At 48.2% G+C, this 22,076-nt stretch carries 18 protein-coding genes; 7 read left to right on the top strand and 11 right to left on the bottom strand.

Annotation, left to right across the window (positions count from 1 at the left end; genetic code table 11):
* Positions 1–22 precede the first annotated feature (22 nt).
* The 7 genes from SG35_RS03020 to nosR all read right to left on the bottom strand — a co-directional run bounded on the left by SG35_RS03020 (position 23) and on the right by nosR (position 8,540).
* A complete protein-coding gene (locus SG35_RS03020; RefSeq protein ID WP_044834979.1) occupies positions 23–607 on the bottom strand; it encodes a DUF4136 domain-containing protein in 585 nt (194 codons plus the stop codon).
* Between the two features lie 112 nt (positions 608–719).
* Positions 720–1,220, bottom strand: a complete 501-nt coding sequence (locus SG35_RS03015; RefSeq protein WP_044834980.1) for a nitrous oxide reductase accessory protein NosL — start codon at positions 1,218–1,220, stop codon at positions 720–722.
* Positions 1,217–2,035: an ABC transporter permease gene (locus SG35_RS03010; RefSeq protein WP_044834981.1), complete on the bottom strand. Its 819-nt coding sequence runs from the start codon at positions 2,033–2,035 to the stop codon at positions 1,217–1,219. The genes SG35_RS03015 and SG35_RS03010 overlap by 4 nt, the downstream gene beginning before the upstream one ends.
* Positions 2,032–2,970, bottom strand: coding sequence for an ABC transporter ATP-binding protein (locus SG35_RS03005; protein ID WP_044834982.1), 939 nt, complete (start codon positions 2,968–2,970; stop codon positions 2,032–2,034). Before SG35_RS03005 ends, SG35_RS03010 begins: the two co-directional genes overlap by 4 nt.
* On the bottom strand, positions 2,963–4,318 hold the full coding sequence (locus SG35_RS03000) for a nitrous oxide reductase family maturation protein NosD (RefSeq protein WP_044835026.1): 1,356 nt from the start codon (positions 4,316–4,318) through the stop codon (positions 2,963–2,965). The genes SG35_RS03005 and SG35_RS03000 overlap by 8 nt, the downstream gene beginning before the upstream one ends.
* Before the next feature lie 168 nt (positions 4,319–4,486).
* Positions 4,487–6,379: a TAT-dependent nitrous-oxide reductase gene (nosZ, locus tag SG35_RS02995; protein WP_044834983.1), complete on the bottom strand. Its 1,893-nt coding sequence runs from the start codon at positions 6,377–6,379 to the stop codon at positions 4,487–4,489.
* Between the two features lie 55 nt (positions 6,380–6,434).
* On the bottom strand, positions 6,435–8,540 hold the full coding sequence (nosR, locus tag SG35_RS02990) for a transcriptional regulator NosR (RefSeq protein WP_044835027.1): 2,106 nt from the start codon (positions 8,538–8,540) through the stop codon (positions 6,435–6,437).
* A 126-nt stretch (positions 8,541–8,666) separates the two neighbouring features.
* Between nosR and SG35_RS02985 the strand changes: the two genes are divergently transcribed.
* Positions 8,667–8,789 (top strand): hypothetical protein, encoded by a 123-nt coding sequence (locus SG35_RS02985; protein WP_269082198.1) that lies wholly within the window; start codon positions 8,667–8,669, stop codon positions 8,787–8,789.
* A 49-nt stretch (positions 8,790–8,838) separates the two neighbouring features.
* Here SG35_RS02985 and tyrS read toward each other — a convergent pair whose 3' ends face one another.
* A complete protein-coding gene (gene tyrS, locus SG35_RS02980; RefSeq protein WP_044834984.1) occupies positions 8,839–10,041 on the bottom strand; it encodes a tyrosine--tRNA ligase in 1,203 nt (400 codons plus the stop codon).
* Positions 10,042–10,197: 156 nt separating this feature from the next.
* Here tyrS and SG35_RS02975 point away from each other — a divergent pair, with 156 nt between their 5' ends.
* The 3 genes from SG35_RS02975 (at position 10,198) to SG35_RS02965 (ending at position 13,199) form a co-directional block, all read left to right on the top strand.
* On the top strand, positions 10,198–11,712 hold the full coding sequence (locus tag SG35_RS02975) for a peptidoglycan DD-metalloendopeptidase family protein (RefSeq protein WP_053043316.1): 1,515 nt from the start codon (positions 10,198–10,200) through the stop codon (positions 11,710–11,712).
* 5 nt (positions 11,713–11,717) lie between these two features.
* Positions 11,718–12,827, top strand: a complete 1,110-nt coding sequence (locus tag SG35_RS02970) for an anhydro-N-acetylmuramic acid kinase (protein WP_044834985.1) — start codon at positions 11,718–11,720, stop codon at positions 12,825–12,827.
* A 180-nt stretch (positions 12,828–13,007) separates the two neighbouring features.
* Positions 13,008–13,199: a hypothetical protein gene (locus tag SG35_RS02965; RefSeq protein ID WP_044834986.1), complete on the top strand. Its 192-nt coding sequence runs from the start codon at positions 13,008–13,010 to the stop codon at positions 13,197–13,199.
* A 147-nt stretch (positions 13,200–13,346) separates the two neighbouring features.
* Here the strand turns inward: SG35_RS02965 and SG35_RS02960 are convergent, their stop codons facing one another.
* On the bottom strand, positions 13,347–14,954 hold the full coding sequence (locus SG35_RS02960; RefSeq protein WP_044834987.1) for a methyl-accepting chemotaxis protein: 1,608 nt from the start codon (positions 14,952–14,954) through the stop codon (positions 13,347–13,349).
* A gap of 233 nt (positions 14,955–15,187) precedes the next feature.
* On the opposite strand from SG35_RS02960, the gene SG35_RS02955 reads away from it, so the two are divergent.
* Together SG35_RS02955 and SG35_RS02950 are read left to right on the top strand one after the other, a co-directional pair.
* Positions 15,188–16,309, top strand: coding sequence for a GGDEF domain-containing protein (locus tag SG35_RS02955; protein ID WP_053043317.1), 1,122 nt, complete (start codon positions 15,188–15,190; stop codon positions 16,307–16,309).
* A gap of 151 nt (positions 16,310–16,460) precedes the next feature.
* A complete protein-coding gene (locus SG35_RS02950) occupies positions 16,461–17,231 on the top strand; it encodes a response regulator (protein WP_053043318.1) in 771 nt (256 codons plus the stop codon).
* An 85-nt stretch (positions 17,232–17,316) separates the two neighbouring features.
* On the opposite strand, the gene SG35_RS02945 is transcribed toward SG35_RS02950, so the two are convergent.
* Positions 17,317–18,648 carry a M1 family metallopeptidase gene (locus SG35_RS02945; protein WP_274055320.1) on the bottom strand — a complete coding sequence of 444 codons (1,332 nt, stop codon included), beginning with the start codon at positions 18,646–18,648 and terminating at the stop codon, positions 17,317–17,319.
* Between the two features lie 263 nt (positions 18,649–18,911).
* On the opposite strand from SG35_RS02945, the gene SG35_RS02940 reads away from it, so the two are divergent.
* Positions 18,912–20,897 (top strand): hypothetical protein, encoded by a 1,986-nt coding sequence (locus SG35_RS02940; protein ID WP_044834989.1) that lies wholly within the window; start codon positions 18,912–18,914, stop codon positions 20,895–20,897.
* A 597-nt stretch (positions 20,898–21,494) separates the two neighbouring features.
* Here the strand turns inward: SG35_RS02940 and SG35_RS02935 are convergent.
* Positions 21,495–21,983 carry a hypothetical protein gene (locus SG35_RS02935; protein WP_044834990.1) on the bottom strand — a complete coding sequence of 163 codons (489 nt, stop codon included), beginning with the start codon at positions 21,981–21,983 and terminating at the stop codon, positions 21,495–21,497.
* Positions 21,984–22,076 lie beyond the last annotated feature (93 nt).

The raw sequence follows: 22,076 nt of genomic DNA, 5'->3' as shown, positions 1-22,076 counted from the left end.
ACTTTACCTCATACCAGATAAATCAGGCGGATTTTCCCGGGTATTGTGCCAACATCAGGGCGATCGCCGTCTGGATTTTTTCCTGCACCTTGCGACTGTTATCTTCGGCTTTAATTTTTACCGGATAGATACTGCGCCACACCGAGCGTTGGTTATCGGGGTCGAGCAGGTCAAGGATCAAAGTGCCGACATCAAGTCGCCGCAATTTTCTCGAACCGGGATCCGAACCGGATTTCAGGCAATATTCGCAATATTTCACCCCGAGATTGTAACGTTTTAACGCCTGGTGATTTACACCGATTTGGTATGGCCCATGAGACTGCCCCTGGATCAGATGATAGGCAACCACAAGATCCGAGTGGCGGGCCTCAGTGTAGTGAAGTCCCGAATCATCCAGCACCTGCTCTAACGCCAGCTCAATATTATTACGCATCACATCGCTGATGTTTTGCTCTTCGTTCGCCACCGAGTCCCGGGGCAAAAAGGAATAGGCCCGGACACTGCCAAAATCAAACTTTTCCTGATAACGGACCCCGGCGCTTTTTTGCAGCGAGCAGCCGGCCAACAATAAAATTAATATCCCGACAATAAGAGGGTGAAACGACATATCCTGAGCCAAAGAAAGATCTAAGTAAATAAGCCTAGCCTAACCTTAACAGAGAAAATTACAAGAGGGGGCCGGGAAGCATTTCGTTTGCTATCAACTTCCCGGCAAGTGATCACATCAGGACGGCTAACTTGACCTGTTCAAAGTTAATCACCTTACCGCCGTATGCTTTGGCAAAGGTCCGGGCATCTTCCTGCTTGCTGAAGCTGGCCAAAGTTTTACCCATGGCACCGGTCTTGTTTGAACCGGCAACAAACCAGGCGCTTTTGGCATCGATAAAGTAACCGTCATCGGGGGCTTCCCAGGGCATTTTACTCATATCATGAACATACATGACACTGACATTGCGCTGGTTTTCCGGATCCAGGTAATAACTGAACATATCCCGGGTGGAGCAAAACTTATGCACGGTATTTTGCTGCTCCTTACGGTATAACTCACCCTTTGGCCCGGCAAAGTTAGAGATGATCATGCCGCATAAATGGCATTCCTCACCGCTTTCAATTGCCACCGCTTTTTGTACCATCGCCAGCTGCTTGTCATCCCCGCCGCAGGAAGCCAGCAAAAACAGGGACAAAAATACCGATAAACCTGAGCTAAATAATTTTTTCATAATTTCTTTTTCCTAAAAATAGCAATCGCCACAGATAACGGCAACACCACCCAAAGCAGTAGCAGGCCGAACAAAACCCCCTGTCCCATACTGGCATTGATCGCCACCGCCAGCACACCGTTAACATCCGTGCTGTCCAGGCCCGCCAGGTTCACCAGGCGGAAAATATCCGAAGGGTTAAGCATCATCAGCTGGGTTAAACCCTGCTGGCTTAAACCCTCTTCAATGCCCACCAGGAGCGCCAGCATCACCAGATCAAAGGCCAGGGCAAATAAAAACCAGACAATGAGCGCCAGTCCGGCGGCCTTGGATTTTTCACTCACCAGTAAACTTAAGATATAGGCAATAGCGGTAAAACTCAGGCCAAGCAAAACCGCACTGGTGATGAACACGGCAAAGGTTGCCACCAGCTCGCTGCTACCGAGATTGATATAAAGCAGCACCGCCGAGGTACCGAACCCTAAAAAAGTGGCCAGGGCAATGATGCTGCCTTGCCCGAGGAATTTTCCCAGCAATAGCTGGCTTTTACTTAGCGGATAGGTCAGCAGCAATAATAAAGTGCCGCCTTCCTGCTCGCCGACAAAACTGTCATAACTCACCAGCAAGGCAATCAGCGGAATTAAAAATACCGCCAAACTGGATAAACTGGCCACGGTTGTCGATAACGAAGTAACTCCTGTGGTGCCGGAGGCAGCGGCGCCAAAATAAGTTAATCCCACAGACAACAGCGCAAAAATCAAGGTAATGGAAATAAACCAGCGGTTTCTTAAACCGTCATGGAATTCTTTGTTGGCTACGGTAAATATTTGTCTCATGACCGTTTCTCTCTACTGGTTAGCTTGTGGGCGCCGCTTAAATAATGTTGATACACCTGCTCCAGACTGGCGGCTTCCACCTTAACATCGGTTAAATGTTCATAAGCGAGTAATTGCCTGAGGATCGCCAGTTTGTCCTGCTCCGGCACATATAAGGTCTGCTCATTAGCCCCGGACGGATCGGTTAAATAAGCCATCAGTTTGGCATCTTCGCGCACCGCGCCGTTAAGTCCGCAAGGCTTAATGGCCACCGGCAGATTGGCATCCCGGCGTAGCTGGGCCAGGGTGCCCATGGCCAGCATTTTACCCGATGACAAGATGATCGCCCGGTCAATATGCTGTTCGACCCCGGGCAAAACATGGGAGCATAAGATAATACTGGTGCCCTGGTTTTTCAGCTGGTCCACCGTCTGGTAAAACTCCGCGGTGGCAATGGGATCTAAACCTACGGTAGGTTCGTCCAGCAATAATAACTTAGGCGCACCGATAAATGCCTGGGCCAGGCCCAGCCGTTGGCGCATCCCTTTGGAGTAGGTTTTCACCTGGCGTTTCATGGCATGGGTAATACCCACTTGCTCGATTAACGCCAGGGCGTCTTTTTTATCCAGGCCTTTGAGGCGGGCGAAATAGGTCAGCACTTCCAGCCCGGTCAGGTGCTCGTAAAAACTGACATTTTCCGGCAGGTAACCGACCTTGGCGCGGCTGTGCCAGGCCGCTTTTGAGTCCGGCGCCATGCCCATTACCTGTACCTGGCCCTTACTCGGGGAAATGACCCCGAGGATCAGCTTCATCATAGTGGTTTTACCGGCGCCGTTATGGCCGAACAGCCCCAGTACTTCTCCCTGGTTCAGCTCCATAGAGACATTGTCCAGTGCGGTGAGTTTGGGGTAGCTTTTGCTGACCCCGGATAAAGAAACCAATGGTGCTTTATTCATGATAATTATTTCCTGATGCCGCAGCAGCCAGCTGCGGCGATGTTGTAGCTGAGTCGGTTACCCGGCGCTCCTTTGCCGGCACCGGCGGTAACATTAACGGAAAGCTGTCTTTAATGCCCGGCGGTTTTAACACCGGAAACTGGCGCTGCACCCAGCGCAAAATCAATACCGCCGGACTGTCCATCAGGATCTTCATTTCCGGATATTGCCAGATCAGTTTATCTATGCCGTCGTTCGGCTCAAACACGGTATCGCCGATGTTGTCGCCGTCCATATCCCAGCCGAGATAATTGCTCCAGAAGTTCCCCTGACCTTCCTGACTCCATTCCTGCTTTTTATTGGAGACATATTTCACCTGGGTAGGATTATCAATAAAGCTGTTGCCGTACACCTTAGTATTTTCCGACCCCGCCGTGAGATGAATACCGATTTCCGCCGACTCGACCTTATTACCCGAGATGGTGTTGTAGGCAGAGTTATAAACAAACAAACCTTTTCCGTCCCGTCCCAGCACCTTGTTTTCCGGCTTGGTCCAGACTTTCTCAATCACATTGTTTTTAATTTGCGAAGAGGTAATAAAATTCATTAAAAAACCGTAATCTTCGCTGTTGCGGCTGGTATTGCCCAGTACCTCCAGGTTGCGGGAACTCATCAGGGCATACCCCGCCCGGGTCCTGTGCGCCAGATTGTTGATCACCTTATTGCTGTGGGAGTACATATAATGCACGCCGTAACGCAGGTCATGCATGGTATTGCCTTTGATCAGGTTGTCCTGGCTGGAAATAATATAAAGGCCGTCCCGGGTATGAAAGATGGTATTACCGCGCACTTCGGCATGCTTGATGGAAGAGAGCTGGATGCCATTGCCCCGGTCCGCCGAACGTATGTCCGGGTTACCTTCAACGGTATTGTTCAACACGCTAAGATGTTGGCTTTTTTGCAGCCACATACCAAAACCGTCGCCTTTTAAGCGGTTGTTTTGTATCGTTAACTTATTGGTGGCCTTGTCGGAATAAATACCGGCGTTCTGGGCGGTCAGATCGTCTCCCCAGTTGATAATGGACAAGTTTTCTATGGTGATGCCGGAACTTTTAATGGTAATGGCATTGCCCTGCCCCCCGGCATCGATCACCGCCCCTTCAACTCCCGACAGCCGGATCGCTTTTTCGATAACAAAGTTACCGGTATAGGTACCCGGAGCCAGCAGCAAGACATCTCCGTCAGCACTCAGGTTTAATTGCTGTTGTAAATTGTCCCCAGGCGATAGCTGCCATTCCTTCGCCACCCCTTGCCCTGACAGCAAAGGCATCAGGAGTGCAAGCAGGAAATAAATCACTTTTTTACCCATACTTTCCCTGTTTATCAGTAAATGTTTGCCGGTTATCTTCATAGTGCTCATATTCAGCTGGTTAGTTGCCTTTTTCATTTGCGTTTTGCCTGCGCTCTCTATCTACGAAAATGAAAAGCACAAATGAAAAAGGCAAGGCAGCGTCCTGCCTTGCCGCTCAATCAAAGATTAAGCTTCTACCAGCATACGGCCACGCATTTCCATGTGCAGCGCATGACAGAACCAGTTACAGTAGTACCATTGCACGCCGGGTTTGTCGGCGGTGAAGGTAATAGAAGCCGTCGCCTGCGGCCCGATCTCCATCTGTACCCCGTGATTGGTCATACAGAAACCGTGAGTTACATCTTCCACCTGATCCAGGTTGGTTACCACAACAGTAACTTCATCACCCAGTTTTACCTTGAACTCATTCATGCCGTAAGTCGGTGCGATCGAAGTCATATAAACCCGCACTTTTTTGCCGTCGCGAATCACCTTGTTGTCGGTATAAACATCTACACCGTCACGTTTTGCCATGGCAATGGTTTCGGCAAAAATCGGATCGGTACGCGGCCAGAGTTTTTTCGGCTTCACTTTACTGCGGTGCACTATCATACAGTCATGGGGCTCGGCAAAAGTCGGGCCGTCATGTACCAGCTTCATTTCATCACCGGAAATATCGATCAGCTGGTCATTTTCAGGACGCAGCGGACCTACCGGCAGGAATCTGTCTTTTGAGAACTTACACAGTGAAATAAGCCACTTACCATCGGCATCCCGGGTTTCACCGGCAGAAGTATGGTTATGACCCGGCTGATAGTGCACGTCGAGCTTCTGACGGATGTAGTTCACTTTTTTGCCGTTATGGGCAGCAATAGCATCCTCTACATTCCACTTGGCAATCTGGCTGTCCAGGAACAGGGTCGTATAAGCATAACCTTTATTATCGAAGGCGGTATGCAGCGGCCCTAAACCTAATTCAGGCTCGGCAACGATAGCATCACGCGGCTTGATTTTGTCGTTAAACAAGTCATCCAGCTTGGCTATTTCGATCACGGAAACCGTCGGCGATAACTTACCGTTGGCGACAAAGTACTTACCGTTCGGGGAAGTATTCATGCCGTGTGGCGACTTAGGCACAGGAATGTAGCGGGTCAGTTTTGAACCTTTGCGGCCGTCCAGTACCGGAATACTGTTACCGTTATAAGTCTTAAACTTACCGGCTTTTACCGCCGCTTCACAACGGGCCAGGTTAAAGACCACCACATGGTCGCGCTCCGAGGAGATCATATCCCCCAGGTTCATGCCCATTTCCGAGTTATAACAGGTGGAAGCGAAATACTTGCCGTCATAGTCGGCATCGGTATTATCCAGGTTACCGTCTACCATGACCTGGAACGCCACTTCCATGCTCTCGGCATCAATAACATTAAACAATGAGCGGTAGCTGCCGACGTCTTCTAAAGATGACTTGCCGTCATTGTTCATGGGGATCTCAAACTCACCGTTACAGATCACATACTTGGTATAAGGCACCTTTTGTACCCGCAAACCGTGGATGGCCTGGACATTAGGCACAGTAAGCATTTTATCGGTTTTCATCACATCACAGCGGATACGGGCAACCCGGGTATTGGCCTTATCATTGATAAAGACATATTTACCGTCATAGCGGCCGTCTTGCATACTCATATGGGGGTGATGAGAATCACCGGCATGCAAATGGGCGCTGTCGCCTTTGATGCGCTTACTTTCATCCGTCAGACCCCAACCTGTGGCGCTGTCGGTATTAAACACAGGAATACGCATCAGTTCACGCATGGAAGGAATGCCCAAAATGCGTACTTCACCGGAATGACCGCCACTCCAGAAACCATAATATTCATCGAGTTCACCGGGGTGGATAACCGGGCTGTTGGCCACTTCACTGGCCTGCGCCTTGGCCATAGAGGCAAACATAGTCGCCGTCATCGGGGCAGCAACGGCACCGGCACCTAAAAGGGCGGTTTTGCCAAAAAACTTACGTCTGTCTTCATTTTCAACCTGGGTTTCATTTACCTGGGTATCTTCATTGCTCATCATGGTTCTCCAGTGACTTATAATTTATAAATATCAAGCTGACTATCACCTTCTTCGCTTATTCGGCGGTGACAGTGACGGCTTCTATCTGGTTTTCTTTATATTGACGTTGCTTACGTGCCCGCTTTTTCAACGGCGGACATTTTTGCTCGTTAAAGTAAGTGATCTGGCAATCCAGGCAGTAATGGCACTCCCGCATATTAATGGTGCCATCGGGATAAATCGCCTGAATTTCGCATTCTTTGGCACAGGTTTTACAAGGCTGGCCGCATTCCGGGCGGCGCTTAAGCCAGTTAAATAACCTGATGCTGTTGCTGGTAGACAAGGCCGCGCCCAACGGGCACAAATAGCGACAGAAAAACTTACGGTTGAATAAATTGATCACCAGCAAGAAAACAGCCCAGAAAACAAAAGGCCACTGGCGGTCAAACTTCAATAAGAAGGTGGTTTTAAAAGGTTCGATTTCGGCAAACTGCTCGGCCAGGGCCAAAGAGTCCAGCGACAGCCCAAACAGTGCCAATAAAATTAAATACTTAATCGCCCACAAGCGCTCATGAACAGCAAACGGCAATTCGACTTGCGGTATCTTGATATAGCGGGCAAAGACATTGAGTAACTCCTGCAGGGCGCCGAAAGGACATAACCAGCCACAATACACGGCGCGTCCCCACAACAAAATGGTCACGGCGGCGGCAATCCAGAGGATAAAGATCACCGGGTCGAGCAGGAACAGATCCCAGGAAAAATTACTCATAAAGGCCTGTAAAAAGGTGAAGACATTAACCACGGACAGCTGCCCGCCCCAAACCCAGCCGATAAAGACTACGGTCACCACCAGAAAGCCATGGCGGAAATTATGCAAAAAGCTCGGGTGGCGCACCAACACATCCTGGAAGAATAAGGTCGCCAGCAATACCGCCATCAAGCCCAGTAAAACAGTGACCTCCAGACTGTGCTCCTGCCACACTTGCTGGGTAAGGGTTAATTCGGGCTCAGGCAACACCACGGGCGGGCGGTGCACATATTTGTCCAAAGTGCTGTAATCGCCCTTAAAGCTGGTAAAAATACTGTCGACAGGTCCCGTTTGACGGCGCACCAACAGCTCCAACTGCCAGTCGACACCGGGATTAAACTCTTCGTGCTCGCGGATAATAAAGATCGACTTTTCACTGAAATCCGGCGCACCTGCGATGGTAATATCCGTGATCCTGTGATGGTCGAGATCGCGAAAAGCAATGGCTTCATCACTTTGCAGCAACTGGATACGGTCAAAGATGCCGCCGCGCACATAACCCGAACCTTTAAAGGAATAGCCGTTGCCCATCAGGATCAGCGCATGCTCCCCCGGCTTAAGTTCTTCTTTTAACCAGGCATATTCCTGATCACCCAAAACGTTGCGGCCGATGTTTTCAATATCGAGCTGGGCAAAATACACCTCGGCGAACATATCCTTTTTTTGCTCTGCTGTGGCTTCGTCGATATGCTCGGCTTCTGTGCCGACAAAGGCCTGATCTACCCTGGCCCGGTCCAGATAGAGCTTTCTGATAGAGCCGTCGCCGGTAAGCTGTTGCCAGTTTGCCTGTGCATAAACATCTTCCAGCAAGGTCGCCATCGGCTGTTTGATTTCATCACTTTCCTCGATAATGCCTAACGAGCGCGCCACTTTAGTGGCCGACTTGGTAATGGCCACATTCATCACCATTACGGTCACGGTAGCACCGGATAAACCGTCGAGATGGATCATGTCATCTTTTTGATTGCCACCGACTTTCAGGCGCTGACTGACATTTAAACCGGTATACTGATCCGCAAACTCATATAATTTAGACTCGGGAATTCCGGCAAGGATGATGGGTTCATGGTGCTCAAGCACTTTAGCCCCTAAATAAACCCCTTCAGCATCAAAGGCCACCAGCATATTGACCGGCTCGCCTGAATAGGCCGGGATCCTGGCAATATCATTGGTTTCAAAGGCATAACCTAAAACTTGTTCGCCTTTTAATATTTTCCAAACCGGAGGTTCACCGGATTTTTCACCTATGCTGGTTGCTTCCGGGAAAAGTTGCTTGATAATAGGCTCGGGCGCTTTTGGCGGGCTAACAAATAATGCCTGCACCGGCAGGGAAAAACTTAATAAGGCAATAACGCTCAAGAGTAAGGTCATTAGCCTGTTCACAAAAAAAGAGTTCAACATCAGATTAACAGCACCCTGTTCATCAACATTTTTTGTTTTTATTTCACCTGAGGTTCAGCAAAATAAATCACGGTAAAATGAAGCAACTGCGACAATATGTCACAGTGTATAGAGTCACCTGATGGCGAATATGATATGGATCAACAAATAACAATGGCGGCTATTGATAAAACAGCAGAGCTTGATCAAGAACAAAAAAAAGCCGATTCAGGCAAATGAACCGGCTTTTCTACAAATAAAAATGTTAAGAGAAGAGCACTTATGCTGATTACGCTAAGGTTACCTTGGCAAACTTACGCTTACCTACCTGGTACACGGCTTCACTTCCTGCGGTGATGGTCAGTTTATTATCCGAGACCTTTTCACCGTCAATTTTCACTGCGCCTTGCTTAATCATACGCATGGCTTCAGAAGTACTGCTCACCAGACCGGCTTCTTTAAGCAAGTTGGCAATGGCAATCACACCACCGTCGGCAGCTGCTATGGTTAATTCCGGCATATCATCCGGCAAGGCGCCTTTTTGGAAACGGTTAATAAATTCCTGGTGCGCACCTTCGGCAGCGGCTTCGTCATGAAAACGGGCGATCAGCTCTTTCGCCAACTCAATTTTTACATCACGGGGATTGGCACCTTCGGCCACTTTGGTTTTCAAGCCCTCGATGTGCTCCAACGGCTTAAAGCTTAATAACTGGTAATAACGCCACATCAGATCATCGGAAATCGACATGATCTTGCCAAACATATCGTTAGGCGTATCGGTAATGCCGATATAGTTACCCAAAGACTTAGACATTTTCTGCACCCCGTCCAAACCTTCCAGCAACGGCATCATCAGTACGGTTTGCGGTCTTTGTCCTTCGCCCTTTTGCAGCTCACGCCCCATCAAGAGGTTAAACTTCTGATCGGTACCGCCTAACTCCACATCCGCTTCCAGCGCCACAGAATCCCAGCCCTGCACCAGAGGGTACATAAACTCGTGAATGGCAATCGCCTGGCCGCCGGCATAACGCTTTTTAAAATCGTCGCGCTCCATCATACGGGCCACGGTTTGCCGTGAAGCCAGCTTTAACATACCTGCGGCGCCAAGCGGCTCCATCCAGGTGGAGTTAAACTCTACCCGGGTTTTTGCCGGATCCAGAATTTTAAACACCTGCTCTTTATAGGTTTCGGCATTGGCCAGCACGTCATCCTGGCTTAACGGCTTACGGGTAACGTTTTTGCCGGTAGGATCGCCGATCATGCCGGTGAAATCACCGATCAAAAAGATCACTTCATGACCTAATTGCTGGAACTGGCGAAGTTTATTGATAAGCACGGTATGACCTAAATGCAGATCCGGCGCCGTCGGATCAAATCCTGCTTTGATCTTTAACGGCTTACCTTGCTTTAATTTTTCTAATAATTCATCTTCCAGCAAGATTTCTTCTGCGCCGCGTTTTATCTCCGCAAACGCCTGGCTGACATCTGTCATTTACTCGGCTCCACATGGTGTTTAATTACAAAATAGTTGGCGAATTCTACTGCAATTTCCCCCTAGGATAAAACCCTATAGCTGTTTCCTTCGTTATTTTTTGGTATAGTTAGGATTACAGGATAGTGAACGAACAACAGACGAAGCAGTAATCTCTTGAATAATATAAAGAATTTGTATTTAGAACTCCCCAAGAAACACAAAGTTATTATTAGCTCCTTCAGTATTATTTTAATGCTGGTCTTGTTCGTACCCTCAGAAAAAGCCACCGCCAGCCGCCAAAACAACGCTAATGCCCTGCAGGTAGGCAAACGTTACCAGGTGAATGTACCCGGCCAGGAATTAGAGCTGGTCAGTTCAGCCCCTTCAGAAAAAAGCCAGACAAAAACCAGGGCAACGGCTGAAAATAATGTCAGCGATCAAAACCAAATAACACAAGCCCGGCCCCCTAAAGCGCCGGAGACAACGACTACGGCTGCAAGCCTTTATCCTGCCGGCAGCGTAGGCCCGTTTTTACCTCAAGAACAAGCTTTACCGGCGAAACATACAACAGCCGCCGAGGCGCAAACAGCAAAAATTTCCTGGCAGACGGCCAAAGTACGCAACGGCGATTCCCTGGCAAAAATATTGAAACGTGCCGGATACGGTGCTTCGGTCACCCATAAAATCATCAACGCCAAAGGAAAAAATACTAAGCTACTGAAAAAAATTAAGGTCGGCGACAATTTACGCCTGGGCAGTGATGATAACGGCACTTTAGTGGCGCTTGAATATCCGCTCTCGAAAATCAAGACTTTAGCAGTAACATTAAAAGACGATAGCTACCACGCCACTACAGATGTCAAAGAAGTGGAAATACGCGAAACCATGGCCAACGGCATAATTTCCAGCAGTTTCTGGCATACCGCGGCAAGTGCCGGTATGACTGACGGGCAAATCGTCAATTTAGCCAACATTTTTGGCTGGGATATCGACTTTGCCATGGATATCCGCTCCGGCGACAGTTTTCATGTCGTGTATGAAAAACAATATGTCGACGGCGAATATATCGGCACAGGCAATATTTTAGCCGCTGAATTTGTCAATCAGAATGAGGCCTTCCAGGCAATACGCTTTAAAGACGGCGAATACTATTCTCCGGACGGCAACAGCATGCGCAAGGCATTTTTACGGGCGCCGGTGAATTTTAAATACATCAGCTCCAACTTTAAACGCAAACGTTTCCACCCGATCCAAAAGCGCTGGAAGTCTCATAACGGCACCGACTATGCGGCGAAAAGAGGTACCCCGGTAGTCGCCGCGGGCAATGGCCGGGTCACCCATGCCACCTATAACAAGTTCAACGGTAATTACGTCTTTATTCAGCACGGCAACGGTATCGTCACGAAATATCTGCATTTCTCCAAACATAAGGTGAAAAAAGGCCAGCGGGTCAAGCAGGGACAAGTCATAGGTTATGTCGGTTCCACCGGCATGTCGCAGGCACCGCATCTGCATTATGAATTCCTGGTTAACGGCGTCCACCGCAATCCGCGTACGGTGAAGTTGCCGGATGCCCAGCCGATCGCGAAAAAATATAAAAATGAATTCGCACAAGTATCCAAACAACGCCTGGCAGAGCTTGACGGCTCCAGGCAGGCATTACTGGCAATGCAAGCCACGGAAAACTAACAAACATGAGCCAAGCTAAGTTCTATATCGGCCTGATGTCGGGTACCAGTGCCGACGGTATAGACTTGGCGTTAGTAGACTTTAACCATGAGTCTCCCCGGCTGGCAGCTAAATATTATCAGGCTTACCGGCAAGATATCCGCGAACAGATCATGGCTTTATATGTCCCGGGCAGCAATGAAATTGACCGGGCTTTTGCTTTAGATGTCTCTTTAGGGCAAATGTTCGCCGATACCATTTCCGCTTTCTTAACCCGGGAAAAACTCAACCCGAAAGACATTATTGCCATCGGCAATCATGGCCAGACCATACGCCACCGTCCGGGGCTCAAGGATCCTTTTACCCTGCAGATAGGCTGTAGCCAAATCCTGGCAACATTAACCGGTATCCGGGTGATTGGCCAGTTCCGGCGTAAAGACATGGCGCTTGGCGGTCAGGGGGCCCCGTTAGTCCCCGCTTTTCACCAGGCACTGTTTCCAGATAGCACACAAGATATTTTTGTCGTCAATATCGGCGGCATCGCCAACATCACCTATTTACCCGGCAACAAGGATAAAACCCTGCTCGGATTTGATACCGGCCCGGGCAATGCCCTGCTAGACAGCTGGTACCAGCAACATCATCAGGGGCGTTATGACGATGATGGCCGGTGGGGGGCTTCCGGTCAGGTCAATGAAAAGTTACTGACGGCATTGCTTGACGATGACCACTTTCAAAAAACGGCCCCGAAAAGCACCGGCCGGGAACACTTCCATCAAAACTGGCTCGCTCAGAAGTTAACTTCATTTGCGCTCAGCGCCAGCGATGTCCAGGCAAGCCTGACGGCACTCACCGCCGACTCCATTGCCAATGACATAAAGGCATTAAGCCAGAGTGGCACCGTATATCTCTGTGGCGGCGGCTGCCAAAACAGCTACTTGACCAGACTGCTCTCCGCCCGGTTAACAGGTTTTAGCCTTGCACAAAGCGACACCCTCAATATCGACAGCGATGCCCTTGAAGCCATGGCCTTTGCCTGGCTGGCTTTTGCTTTTGATAAAAAAATCCCCGGCAACGTCCCGGCAGTAACCGGTGCCTGCCGGGCATGCGTACTGGGCCAGGTCTTTGAACCTTAATAAGATTGTCATAAAGGCTAGACCTGAGATTATTTTACTCTATACTTAAGAGTTGACTGCTTAAAAAAACCACAACTTATGTTGCATTTCAAACTTGGTCGTGGTCAATTATTGAACTAATTTCATTTAAAACAATCTAAGCAGGTATACCTGTTGTGTACCAACGAACAAGGAGGAGCAATGGAATTTAAAGATATTCATATAGGCATGAAGTGCGGCAGCAAAAAGGGCAGTGGCACAGTCACCTGGATCGATGGCTCTACCCGTACTATTTATATGGCTGATACTGAAAACAACAACAGCTTTGAAGTCGATTTTGAGGAAATCATCGAAGATCCTCAGGCTCATAATCGGGAAGACAGATATTATTAATAAGAAAACCAATATGTGAACAGCTAACATCTTGAAGGCAATAAGCCAGGGAAAAGGCAATCAACCTCAATATTTAGCCACACATAGAGCAACAAAAGCCCCTGTCTGCAGAGGCTTTTGTTTTATCCGGAGCCCGAAAATTCTCCGTTACAGCTTAAATTTAGATAATTGTTTATTTAAGGCGTAGGCCAATTCCAGCAGATGTTCACTGACCTGCTTACCCCTGATGGCATCCTCGCTGGACTGCTCTGCGACATCACTGATATGCACCACATTAACATTGATCTCATCGGCGGCAACATTTTGCTGCTGGGCGGCGCTGGCAATCTGACAATTTAAATCATCCAGCTCTTTGATTTGCCCGGTGATCTCATTGAGTAAATCGGCAACATTAATCACATCTTCCGCTTTTTCATGGGCCAGTTCGCTCACTTCATTCATAGAAGTCACCGCATTACCCGACTCCCGCTGCAAGCTGTCCAGGGTAGCCTTGATTTGTTCGGTTGACTCCCGGGTACGCAGCGCCAGCGAACGTACTTCATCGGCAACCACGGCAAAACCACGCCCCTGCTCTCCTGCCCTGGCCGCCTCTATTGCCGCATTCAGGGCCAGCAAATTGGTTTGTTCGGCGATACCGGTGATCACATCCAGTACCGTGCCTACCTCTTTGGTTTTCTCGTTTAACTCGGTGATCATCCGGGTATTATCCAGCACTTGATCCCGTAACTGGTTGATGCCGGCACTGGCGGCGGTGACCAGTTGTAAGCCTTGCGATGCCCTTTCATTGGCGGATACCGACTTATCGGCGGCACTTTGGGTATTTTGCTGCACTTCATTGGCGGAAGCATCCAGCTCATTGATCGCTGCGGCCACCGAATCGGTACCGTTTTTCTGGCTCAGGACCGCCTCCCGGGTCAAGGTGGAAATCTCATCCACCTGGGTGGCCGAGCCGATAAGCTGCTGGTTCGCTTCGGAGATTGCCAAAAAACTTTCCTTGAATTTAGCCATCATACTGTTCAGCGCCTGGCTGACTGCGCCGAGTTCGTCCTGGCGATGCACTTTGATATCCTGGTTTAAATCAAGGTTTTTCTCAACGCTTTTAATGGTCTTACATAAGCGTTTCAAGCGGAACAACACCAGCCGGGTCAGGGCAAAGCTGAGCAGGACAAAGCCTATAATGGTCAAGACCAGCTGTATCAAAGCCGCATGGATGATTGATTCGGTAATGTCTTCTTCAACCTTGGACAAATCATAAGTGAGTTTTACCGCGCCTAAAATGTCACCTTCCTTGGCCTGGTGGCAGGCTAAACAGTCGGTGCCGCGATAGTTTTCACTGGCGCGCATCGGCATAATAAATTCTTTCATCGGCTTGCCGTCGCGCTCAATCGAATTAAAGGCCTTTATTCCCGCCAGGCCCTGGCGTTCAAATTCCGTGGTGGCGCTTTGATCGCCAAATCCTTCACCGAACATCTCCACCACTTTAGGAGCCCGGATAATACGTGCTTCCACTATGCCTTCCTGGGTAAGTATCTTATCCTGGATGATTTTCCGGTTAGCAATGGTCCCGGTTAACATCATGATATTAACGGAATCAAAATAATTCAGTGCCGTACTTTCCAGGTTTTGGGTCACAAAACCTTCCGCTAAATCCTTTTCATCGTGGTAAAAGAAAAAAATGGTCGCACTTAAAAGTACCAGGGCAATACCAACCAATACCGCATGAATTTTTTGAGCTATCGATAACTGCAGAAACATTTAACTTCCTTTTGAAAACACATACTTAGTTCCAGTTGTACTATATTATCAGCAAGACTTGAATAAAAGCGCTTATCTTTCTTTGTATGATCTGGATCAAGGCATAACGCAAAGACCAGCCAATCCCTGTTTACCACAGCCGCTATACTGATGATCCCGGATGAAAATGGAAGAATCCCATCGGGGAAAATAATTACTTCTGCCCGGGTAAGCAAAATGTTATAAACATAAATATGAATAAGAAATCTGATCAAAAAGCCCTGAATGAGCAGGACTTTTTACTTAATTACAATAACAGCCAGCAGGATGCCAAACGCTCTGCCATCATACTGACCCTGGTGGTGCTGTTTATTTTTATGATTTGGGATCTGTTGTTTCTTGGCTGGCAACATCCGGCTACCGCCAATATCTTATGGTCCAGGGCAATATTAACTTTTCCTCCGTTAGCCTGGCTCTATTATTGCTGTTATTCTGATGAGCTTATTAAAAGGTTCGATTTCTGGTGTTTTATCACCGCTTTTTTTATCGGTATAAGCATTCTCTATAATATCTACCAGTACAGTCAAATAGGCCATAACCTGCGGGTTGACGGCTTATTGCTGTATACCTTTGTTCTCTACATCATCCCCGGCTTCTTCCAAAAACATAAATCCTGGTGCGGCATACTGATCTCCCTTGGTTACCTGCTGCTAGCTTATGGCCTGGAGTGGCCGCATGAAAAGCTGGTCTATGGCGCCGTCTACCTGGGGATTTTTAATCTCGCCGGCAGTTGGCACAGCTGGAACAATGACCGTAAAACCAAAAATGACTACTTTAGCCATTCCCTGCTGAAAAAATTAGCACTGACAGATCAGCTCACCGGGCTCTATAACCGCCACGGTTTCGATGAAAAACTCAACCAGTTAATGGCAAAAGCCGATGACAATGGCGGCTTGTTAGCCTTGGTCATACTCGATATAGACTATTTCAAGCGTTATAACGACAGCCTGGGGCATTTGGTAGGTGATCAATGCCTGATGGCGGTATCCGCTGACTTACTGTCCCAAAGAAGAAATGAAAATGACCTGGTGGTACGCTTTGGCGGGGAAGAATTCCTGATGGTCTTTTACCAGGAAGACGGGGAGCTGGAGAGCTTAAACCGGCATATCAGGGAAATTTGTCCGGCAATAGCCGCACTGGATATCCCCCACCCGTCGTCGGATATCGCCGATATTGTGACCGCCAGTGCCGGCGCCAGTATTTATCGGGCGAAATCGGCCACCCAAAGAACCCAACTGATGCTGGCTGCCGACAGCGCCCTTTACCGGGCAAAGCAAGCAGGACGCAACCAGACGCGAATATCAGAAGATCATTAAGAATCAATGTGTTACAAATTAAAAACAGCCCCCCTTTTACAACTTTCAACAGCTTAAGCTCCAGATAAATTTAAAAAGTGCGACTGACAATCTTTTAAAAGCTAACTAAAATATTCTATCTGAAGAATAAAATGAACACAGGAGAGGTCTAGTGAGAAATATCAACTTTCTGGTGGTCGATGACTGCCCGACAGTGCGAAAAATAATGCATAAAGCACTTCGGCATAAATTAGGTGCCGAGAAGATATTTGACGCTTGCGATGGTAAAGATGCCATCAATGTCCTGGCAACGGAAAAAATCGACATCATCATTTCCGACTGGGAAATGCCAAAAATGAACGGCGAAGAATTATTGCTAAAAATAAGAAAAACGCCAAAGTTTCAGGATATGCCCTTTATCATGATGACTACCCACGGCGAAAGGAGCTTTGTCTTAAGGGCCATACAAAACGGCGCCAATCACTACCTGACCAAACCCTTTTCTTCGGAAAAACTGGAAGAAGCCATCAGAAAATCCTGGCACGGCAGCGACCGGCGAGAATGTGCCCGCCATGCCTGCCTGCCCATGCACAAGCTGATCTTAAATTCAGATCAAGGCGCTTTAGCCGCAGAAGCCCTGAATATCAGCCAAACCGGCATATTAATACGGCTTCCCTACAACGACAACATCCGCTTATTTGGCGAATTCACCCTGAAGATCGAATTTGAAGACGTGGAATTGCTTGATGTCGAGTTCAAGTCCTTAATAGGCCGTGTCGTCAGAATAAATGAGGCAGATTCTTATGATAATCATGAGCTTGCCTGTGAAGTCGGCCTGAATTTTAATTTCGAAAAAACAAACAAAGCCGGGAGCGAGCAACTTAATAATTTATTAAAATATCTGTCCACTTTTGGCCAGGAAGTCATCGCCAGCGCCAGCTAACCTCCTTAATAGATAAAGCTAAGTTTACAGCCAAACTTAGCTTCTGGCTGCCCGTAACGGGCGAAATAGCAAGCCTGATAACCTATCAGAGTTTAATCACGGGGATCTCTTCTCCATAAACCCAGCGTTGGAAAAACGGTGAGAGGTTACTGCCTGAGACCTGCTCAAAAACCCGCTTTAAATCATCCGTCACCACAGATTTTCCAGCAAAAGCAAGGCTATAAGCTTTTAACGCCTGCCAGAAATGTTTCTCTCCCAACTTTTCCCTGAGCAGATAAAACACCAGTGCGCCTTTGTTGTAGACAATGCTATGGTTAATATCCTGCTCGGCAATTTCTGTATCAAAGGCCAAGGGGGAATTACGCCCTTTTGCTACCGTTTTCTTTACCCGGGCCAGGGCAAGCTTGACTTCCCTGTGGTAGGCCTGCTCGCCAAAAAGGTGCTGCTGGTAGGCCGCCACCATAAACTGTACCAGGCCTTCATTTAACCAGAAATGTGAGAAACCGGCACAGGTAATACTGTTGCCCCACCATTCATGCGCCAGCTCATGGGCAATAAACCAATTTTCTCCCGGCTCTTCAAGCACGGTATGGGCAAACTTTTCTCCCACCATGCTAAAACCGGCGGCTTCCTGGGCGACAGTTCCCGGCACCACTACATAGCTGTATTGTTTGTTGGGCAAGGCAGTAGCGGATTTTTCTTCAAAAAAGCGCACCATATCCGGTACATCGGCAAAAACATCCTTAATTTTTTGCCGGTTTAAGCCTGAAAGCTGCCCGGGGCGGTAAAAGAAGTTCACCGCCTGGTTATTATAAGCGGTGCTTTGCTGCAGAAACTCCCCCAGGGCAAAACCAAAGGTATAAAGGGGAATCGGCGTTTGCTGCTGCCAGTGGCTGTGCATTTTTCCTGCCGTGGCCGGCTTTTGTGAAACCAGGCGGCCATTAGCTATGGTTTTGAGTGCCTTATCATGTACCAAAGTCAAATCGAAACTGGCTTTATCGGCAATATTAGCATGGGAAACCAGCCAGTTGCCGGTATGGTACACCGTAAACATGTGATCCGGATAAAAGCGCATGCCACGCTTAGGGGCAGCATAATAGTCAATGGCCACAGAGAAGATTTGCCCCGCCGTTAACGGTGAATAAAAATTTATCACCAGCTCATCTTTAAGGATTTGATAACTTAATTTGACATCATCCGATGAGACTTTAATGGCTTTTTTATACTTCGCCGATAACACCAGCGACTGCTTTTTAGCGGTAAGTTTTTTCGCCGTCACTATCACTCGCCCTGACACCGACTGTTCGGTCAGATCCGGCGTCAGGCGGGCGTCATAATGTAAAATATCAAAGCTGGAATTAACCCGTTCAGGCAATTTTGCCGCCTCAAGTTGAAATGCCCGGAGATTGAAACTCAAGAGAACAAACACAGCACATAAAAGGGCCGATACAGAAAAGGTTGAGAGCAAACGGCTATTATTCTTCATACTTTTGAATGCTTACTGAAAAGAAAGAAAACGATAGCCGGGATTATACCCAAAGACAAAAACAATAACACAGGGGGTTTTTACTTGATTTAACACATAAATATCAATTATTACTGCAGAAATAACAGCAATTGCCGATAACAAATAATAACATACGGTTAACATAGTTAACGGACCAAGTAACGGAATACACGATGAAATTTCCCACCATCAAACCGCCATCATTTCTGCTGCCGCAGACTCCGGTGCTCGCTGAGAATGAAAGACCGCCGGCCCCCGGCTACAGCCTGCGTTCCGTGTTTGATGACAATGAGGCTGGAAAACGTTATTTGGACGGCTATAGTTTACCAACAGCGCAGGTGAGTGAGCGGGAAAGTGCCACATTACATCTGGATATCAGCGGTTTTATGAACAACCTGCTCAGTCCGCAGAATCAATCAGGCTTTAATCTTCGTATTGCCAATCAGCAGGCAGACACGGTATTGCAAAGGTTGGACAGGGACCAACAGCTGTCGCTGAAAATGAATCAGGATCTGCTATTAGACAGTGACTTTATTGCCCTGGCGGCGGAGCTCAGCGATGAAGAACTCAATCAGTTTGTTTCCGTTGCAACTTCATTGCACACCAGCCCCAGTGAACGCCATCAACAAACGTCCATTTCGGGAAAGTCTTCATCCATCAAGAAATTTACCGAAACCCTGAGCGAACTTGACGGTGAAGATCGCAGCCAGGTATTGGCACAAGCAAGCTATTTCTCGAAAAAAGTGCCGCCGGCAAACAACGATACCTATGATATTCAAGGAAAAAACAGCGGCACCAATAATTCAGCGGCCAACAACCAGCTGCATAATTTCATCATGGCGGTGAATAACAGCGAAGAGCCGCGCAAGTTACTTAATGATTTAGCCGGTTATGATGAAGAGCAACAGGCCCAGCTGTTAAATGTACTCAGCGTATCTACTTCCCTGGGCAACGAACTCATCAGTCAACTTGGCGATTTCGAAAAAAAAGAACAAGAAATAATATTGGATTACCTCGGCGATATTGCCGGAAAAATCCAGCCGACGGGACAAAAAAGCCTGGATATGGCAGCATTCGATCCCTACATGGCGCTGGAAGAGGTCAGCCGGCTCGACAGCAACCGACTGGCGATGCTTGAAGATACCATAGGCTTATTGAAACATTATCAGTTTTCAAAAGAACAGCTGGCTGAAACCTTCGGCGAGTTAAAGAATATGGGCGAAGCCGATCAACAGGCCTACCTTAAAATCACCTCGACCGGCCTGGAACAGATACTGGGATTACCGGAAAGCGATGCCGGTGAAAGCGCCGAAAAAATTGATTTATACGAACATCCCCAGGCATTGGAGACGATAACGTTATTGCGCTCGGATAGCAGCATAAGGGAGTTAGTCACTAAATCTGCACTGGGCAACAAAGTACGTAATGAAGAAAACCAGCAGGTCTATACCTTAAAAGATCAAATCAGTGCCGAAAAAGATCAAAATACCATGATCAAACTACTGACCACGGATGCCTGGATACGTACCCAAAACGATAAAGACACAGACTCAAGCGAGCAATCTCATCGCCTTGCCGGGGCCTTGTTAGAGCTAAAAGCAGAACACAGAGATGAATTAGTAGAAAAGATAGCAAGTTATGCTGAAAACGAAGCCCCGCTAAAGCGTTTATCCAGGCAAGAGCTCAACCAGAGCTACAGCAATAGCTATGCCCGTACTTCGACTCTGGCCAATAACGGCGAGATCTTAAACTTACTCGATAGCGAACTGGCATGGATGGAAAATGAAGACGTTAACAATGCTTTTTGGCAAATAAATGCCCTGGCAGAAGAGCAGGGAGATATGCTGTTTGGCGTTATCGATGCGACACCTGAGTTGATCCGCAACCAGCTAACCCGGCATTTTGCCAACCGTGCCGACGGTGTTTTTAACGGCGAATTCGGCCGCAACCTGGCCAAAAATGAAATCGATGAGTTTATCGACTTTATGTTAAACGAACCCGACAAAGATAAAAAACAGGAATACATCAATGACATGACCGGACAGGATATCCCTTTATACTGGCAGCAGATGTCAACAGCGGGCTCTGATGAGCGAACAGATATCGAAAATCAGGCCTGGGAGACTTACAATAACGGCCAAGCTGAAAATCCCCCCTGAGAAAAGCTGAATACCACTTTCATCTTTGCCGTCACCCGGCCCTGGGCAGATAAGTAAGGGCGCCCGGCTGACGATTGAGCTTTTCCGGTAAATCCTGCGAGCAGGCATAAGGCCCGGGAGGCTTTCCTTTGCCGGTAAAAGTCAAGGCAGTTCAGCAGGCATTAAGCTGATTCAGGGTTTTGCCGGACATTTGCCGATAGAAAAAAGCCCGCAACTCATTATTTTTTAATGTCATCGCCCCGGCTTTTTCTCCGTTAAGAAAATGTTTGCTCCTTGCCAGAAAAATACTGGCTACATCCCGGGCATTTAGTCCCCAAAGTGTGCTCAGCCGTGCGGATGCCTGCCTTTACCAGGCCAAAAACAAGAGCGAAATTGCGTGGTAATGGCACAGGGCCCCTGCTGCTCCGCCAAATTAGTGCACTGATTTTAACTGGCAGTATATTAACTCACGCAAAAACAGCAATTGTTGATATCTTTGTCCCGCCTCCGGCTGCCGGTCAACATCTGCGGGAATTGACCAGGCAAGATTTAGCCGGAAGCAAGCCTGATCGGCAGCTAACCACAGCAGTGACAATGCCAGCGGTTTTAAGCTCCCGGTTAATATTCCCTGCCGCCGCCGCCCGTAGCGGAATGCCCCTGGGACACCATGGCTTCGTGCCCCTCCGGGTGTTCATGATGCTGGTCATGTTCAAGGAAATAAAAAAACCATTGGCTTTCGGGATCTATGATCCACATGATCAAGCTATGTTGCTTGTCATCATCTTCGTATTGAAAATTATAAATAATCTTGATCTCTTTGCCGTTGGCGCTCAACTCGGTTTTGTTTTCCTTGCGATACAGCCTTTCCCCGGCAAAGACAATATCAATATCCAGGGTTCGATTCGCACCGCGCGCCTTCCTGAACCTGAAACTTTGCCCCCTGAGTTCAGCATCATTGGAAATGGTGACTTGCAACTCAAGTTTATCCAGCCGTTCGACCAGTTCTTCCCGGCTTGTTTCTGTGCGCGTCCTGGGTGCAAAGATCCTTCTCATATGCCGGATCACATCATCGAACCAGCCAGACCTGACACCTGCTCTTACTAACATATAACCTCCGCTTGGTACCGGTTAAGGCACCTTTCATAGTAGCTGCCGCCATCGGCGGCAGGGGTCACCGGTCATAACCCGCCATACAGCTTC

The sequence above is a fragment of the Thalassomonas actiniarum genome, from assembly GCF_000948975.2.
GTDB lineage: Bacteria > Pseudomonadota > Gammaproteobacteria > Enterobacterales > Alteromonadaceae > Thalassomonas > Thalassomonas actiniarum.
This window is presented reverse-complemented; position numbering and strand designations above follow the sequence as displayed.

Bases quoted from the DNA above. Each gene is read 5' to 3' on its own strand.
- SG35_RS02955 (WP_053043317.1), top strand. From the start codon at position 15,188: ATGAATAAGAAATCTGATCAAAAAGCCCTGAATGAGCAGGACTTTTTA.
- SG35_RS03005 (WP_044834982.1), bottom strand. From the start codon at position 2,970: ATGAATAAAGCACCATTGGTTTCTTTATCCGGGGTCAGCAAAAGCTAC.
- SG35_RS03010 (WP_044834981.1), bottom strand. From the start codon at position 2,035: ATGAGACAAATATTTACCGTAGCCAACAAAGAATTCCATGACGGTTTA.
- SG35_RS02935 (WP_044834990.1), bottom strand. From the start codon at position 21,983: ATGTTAGTAAGAGCAGGTGTCAGGTCTGGCTGGTTCGATGATGTGATC.
- nosR (WP_044835027.1), bottom strand. From the start codon at position 8,540: ATGACCTTACTCTTGAGCGTTATTGCCTTATTAAGTTTTTCCCTGCCG.
- tyrS (WP_044834984.1), bottom strand. From the start codon at position 10,041: ATGACAGATGTCAGCCAGGCGTTTGCGGAGATAAAACGCGGCGCAGAA.
- SG35_RS03020 (WP_044834979.1), bottom strand. From the start codon at position 607: ATGTCGTTTCACCCTCTTATTGTCGGGATATTAATTTTATTGTTGGCC.
- SG35_RS02960 (WP_044834987.1), bottom strand. From the start codon at position 14,954: ATGTTTCTGCAGTTATCGATAGCTCAAAAAATTCATGCGGTATTGGTT.
- SG35_RS03015 (WP_044834980.1), bottom strand. From the start codon at position 1,220: ATGAAAAAATTATTTAGCTCAGGTTTATCGGTATTTTTGTCCCTGTTT.
- SG35_RS03000 (WP_044835026.1), bottom strand. From the start codon at position 4,318: ATGGGTAAAAAAGTGATTTATTTCCTGCTTGCACTCCTGATGCCTTTG.
- SG35_RS02985 (WP_269082198.1), top strand. From the start codon at position 8,667: ATGTCACAGTGTATAGAGTCACCTGATGGCGAATATGATATGGATCAA.
- SG35_RS02940 (WP_044834989.1), top strand. From the start codon at position 18,912: ATGAAATTTCCCACCATCAAACCGCCATCATTTCTGCTGCCGCAGACT.
- nosZ (WP_044834983.1), bottom strand. From the start codon at position 6,379: ATGATGAGCAATGAAGATACCCAGGTAAATGAAACCCAGGTTGAAAAT.
- SG35_RS02970 (WP_044834985.1), top strand. From the start codon at position 11,718: ATGAGCCAAGCTAAGTTCTATATCGGCCTGATGTCGGGTACCAGTGCC.
- SG35_RS02965 (WP_044834986.1), top strand. From the start codon at position 13,008: ATGGAATTTAAAGATATTCATATAGGCATGAAGTGCGGCAGCAAAAAG.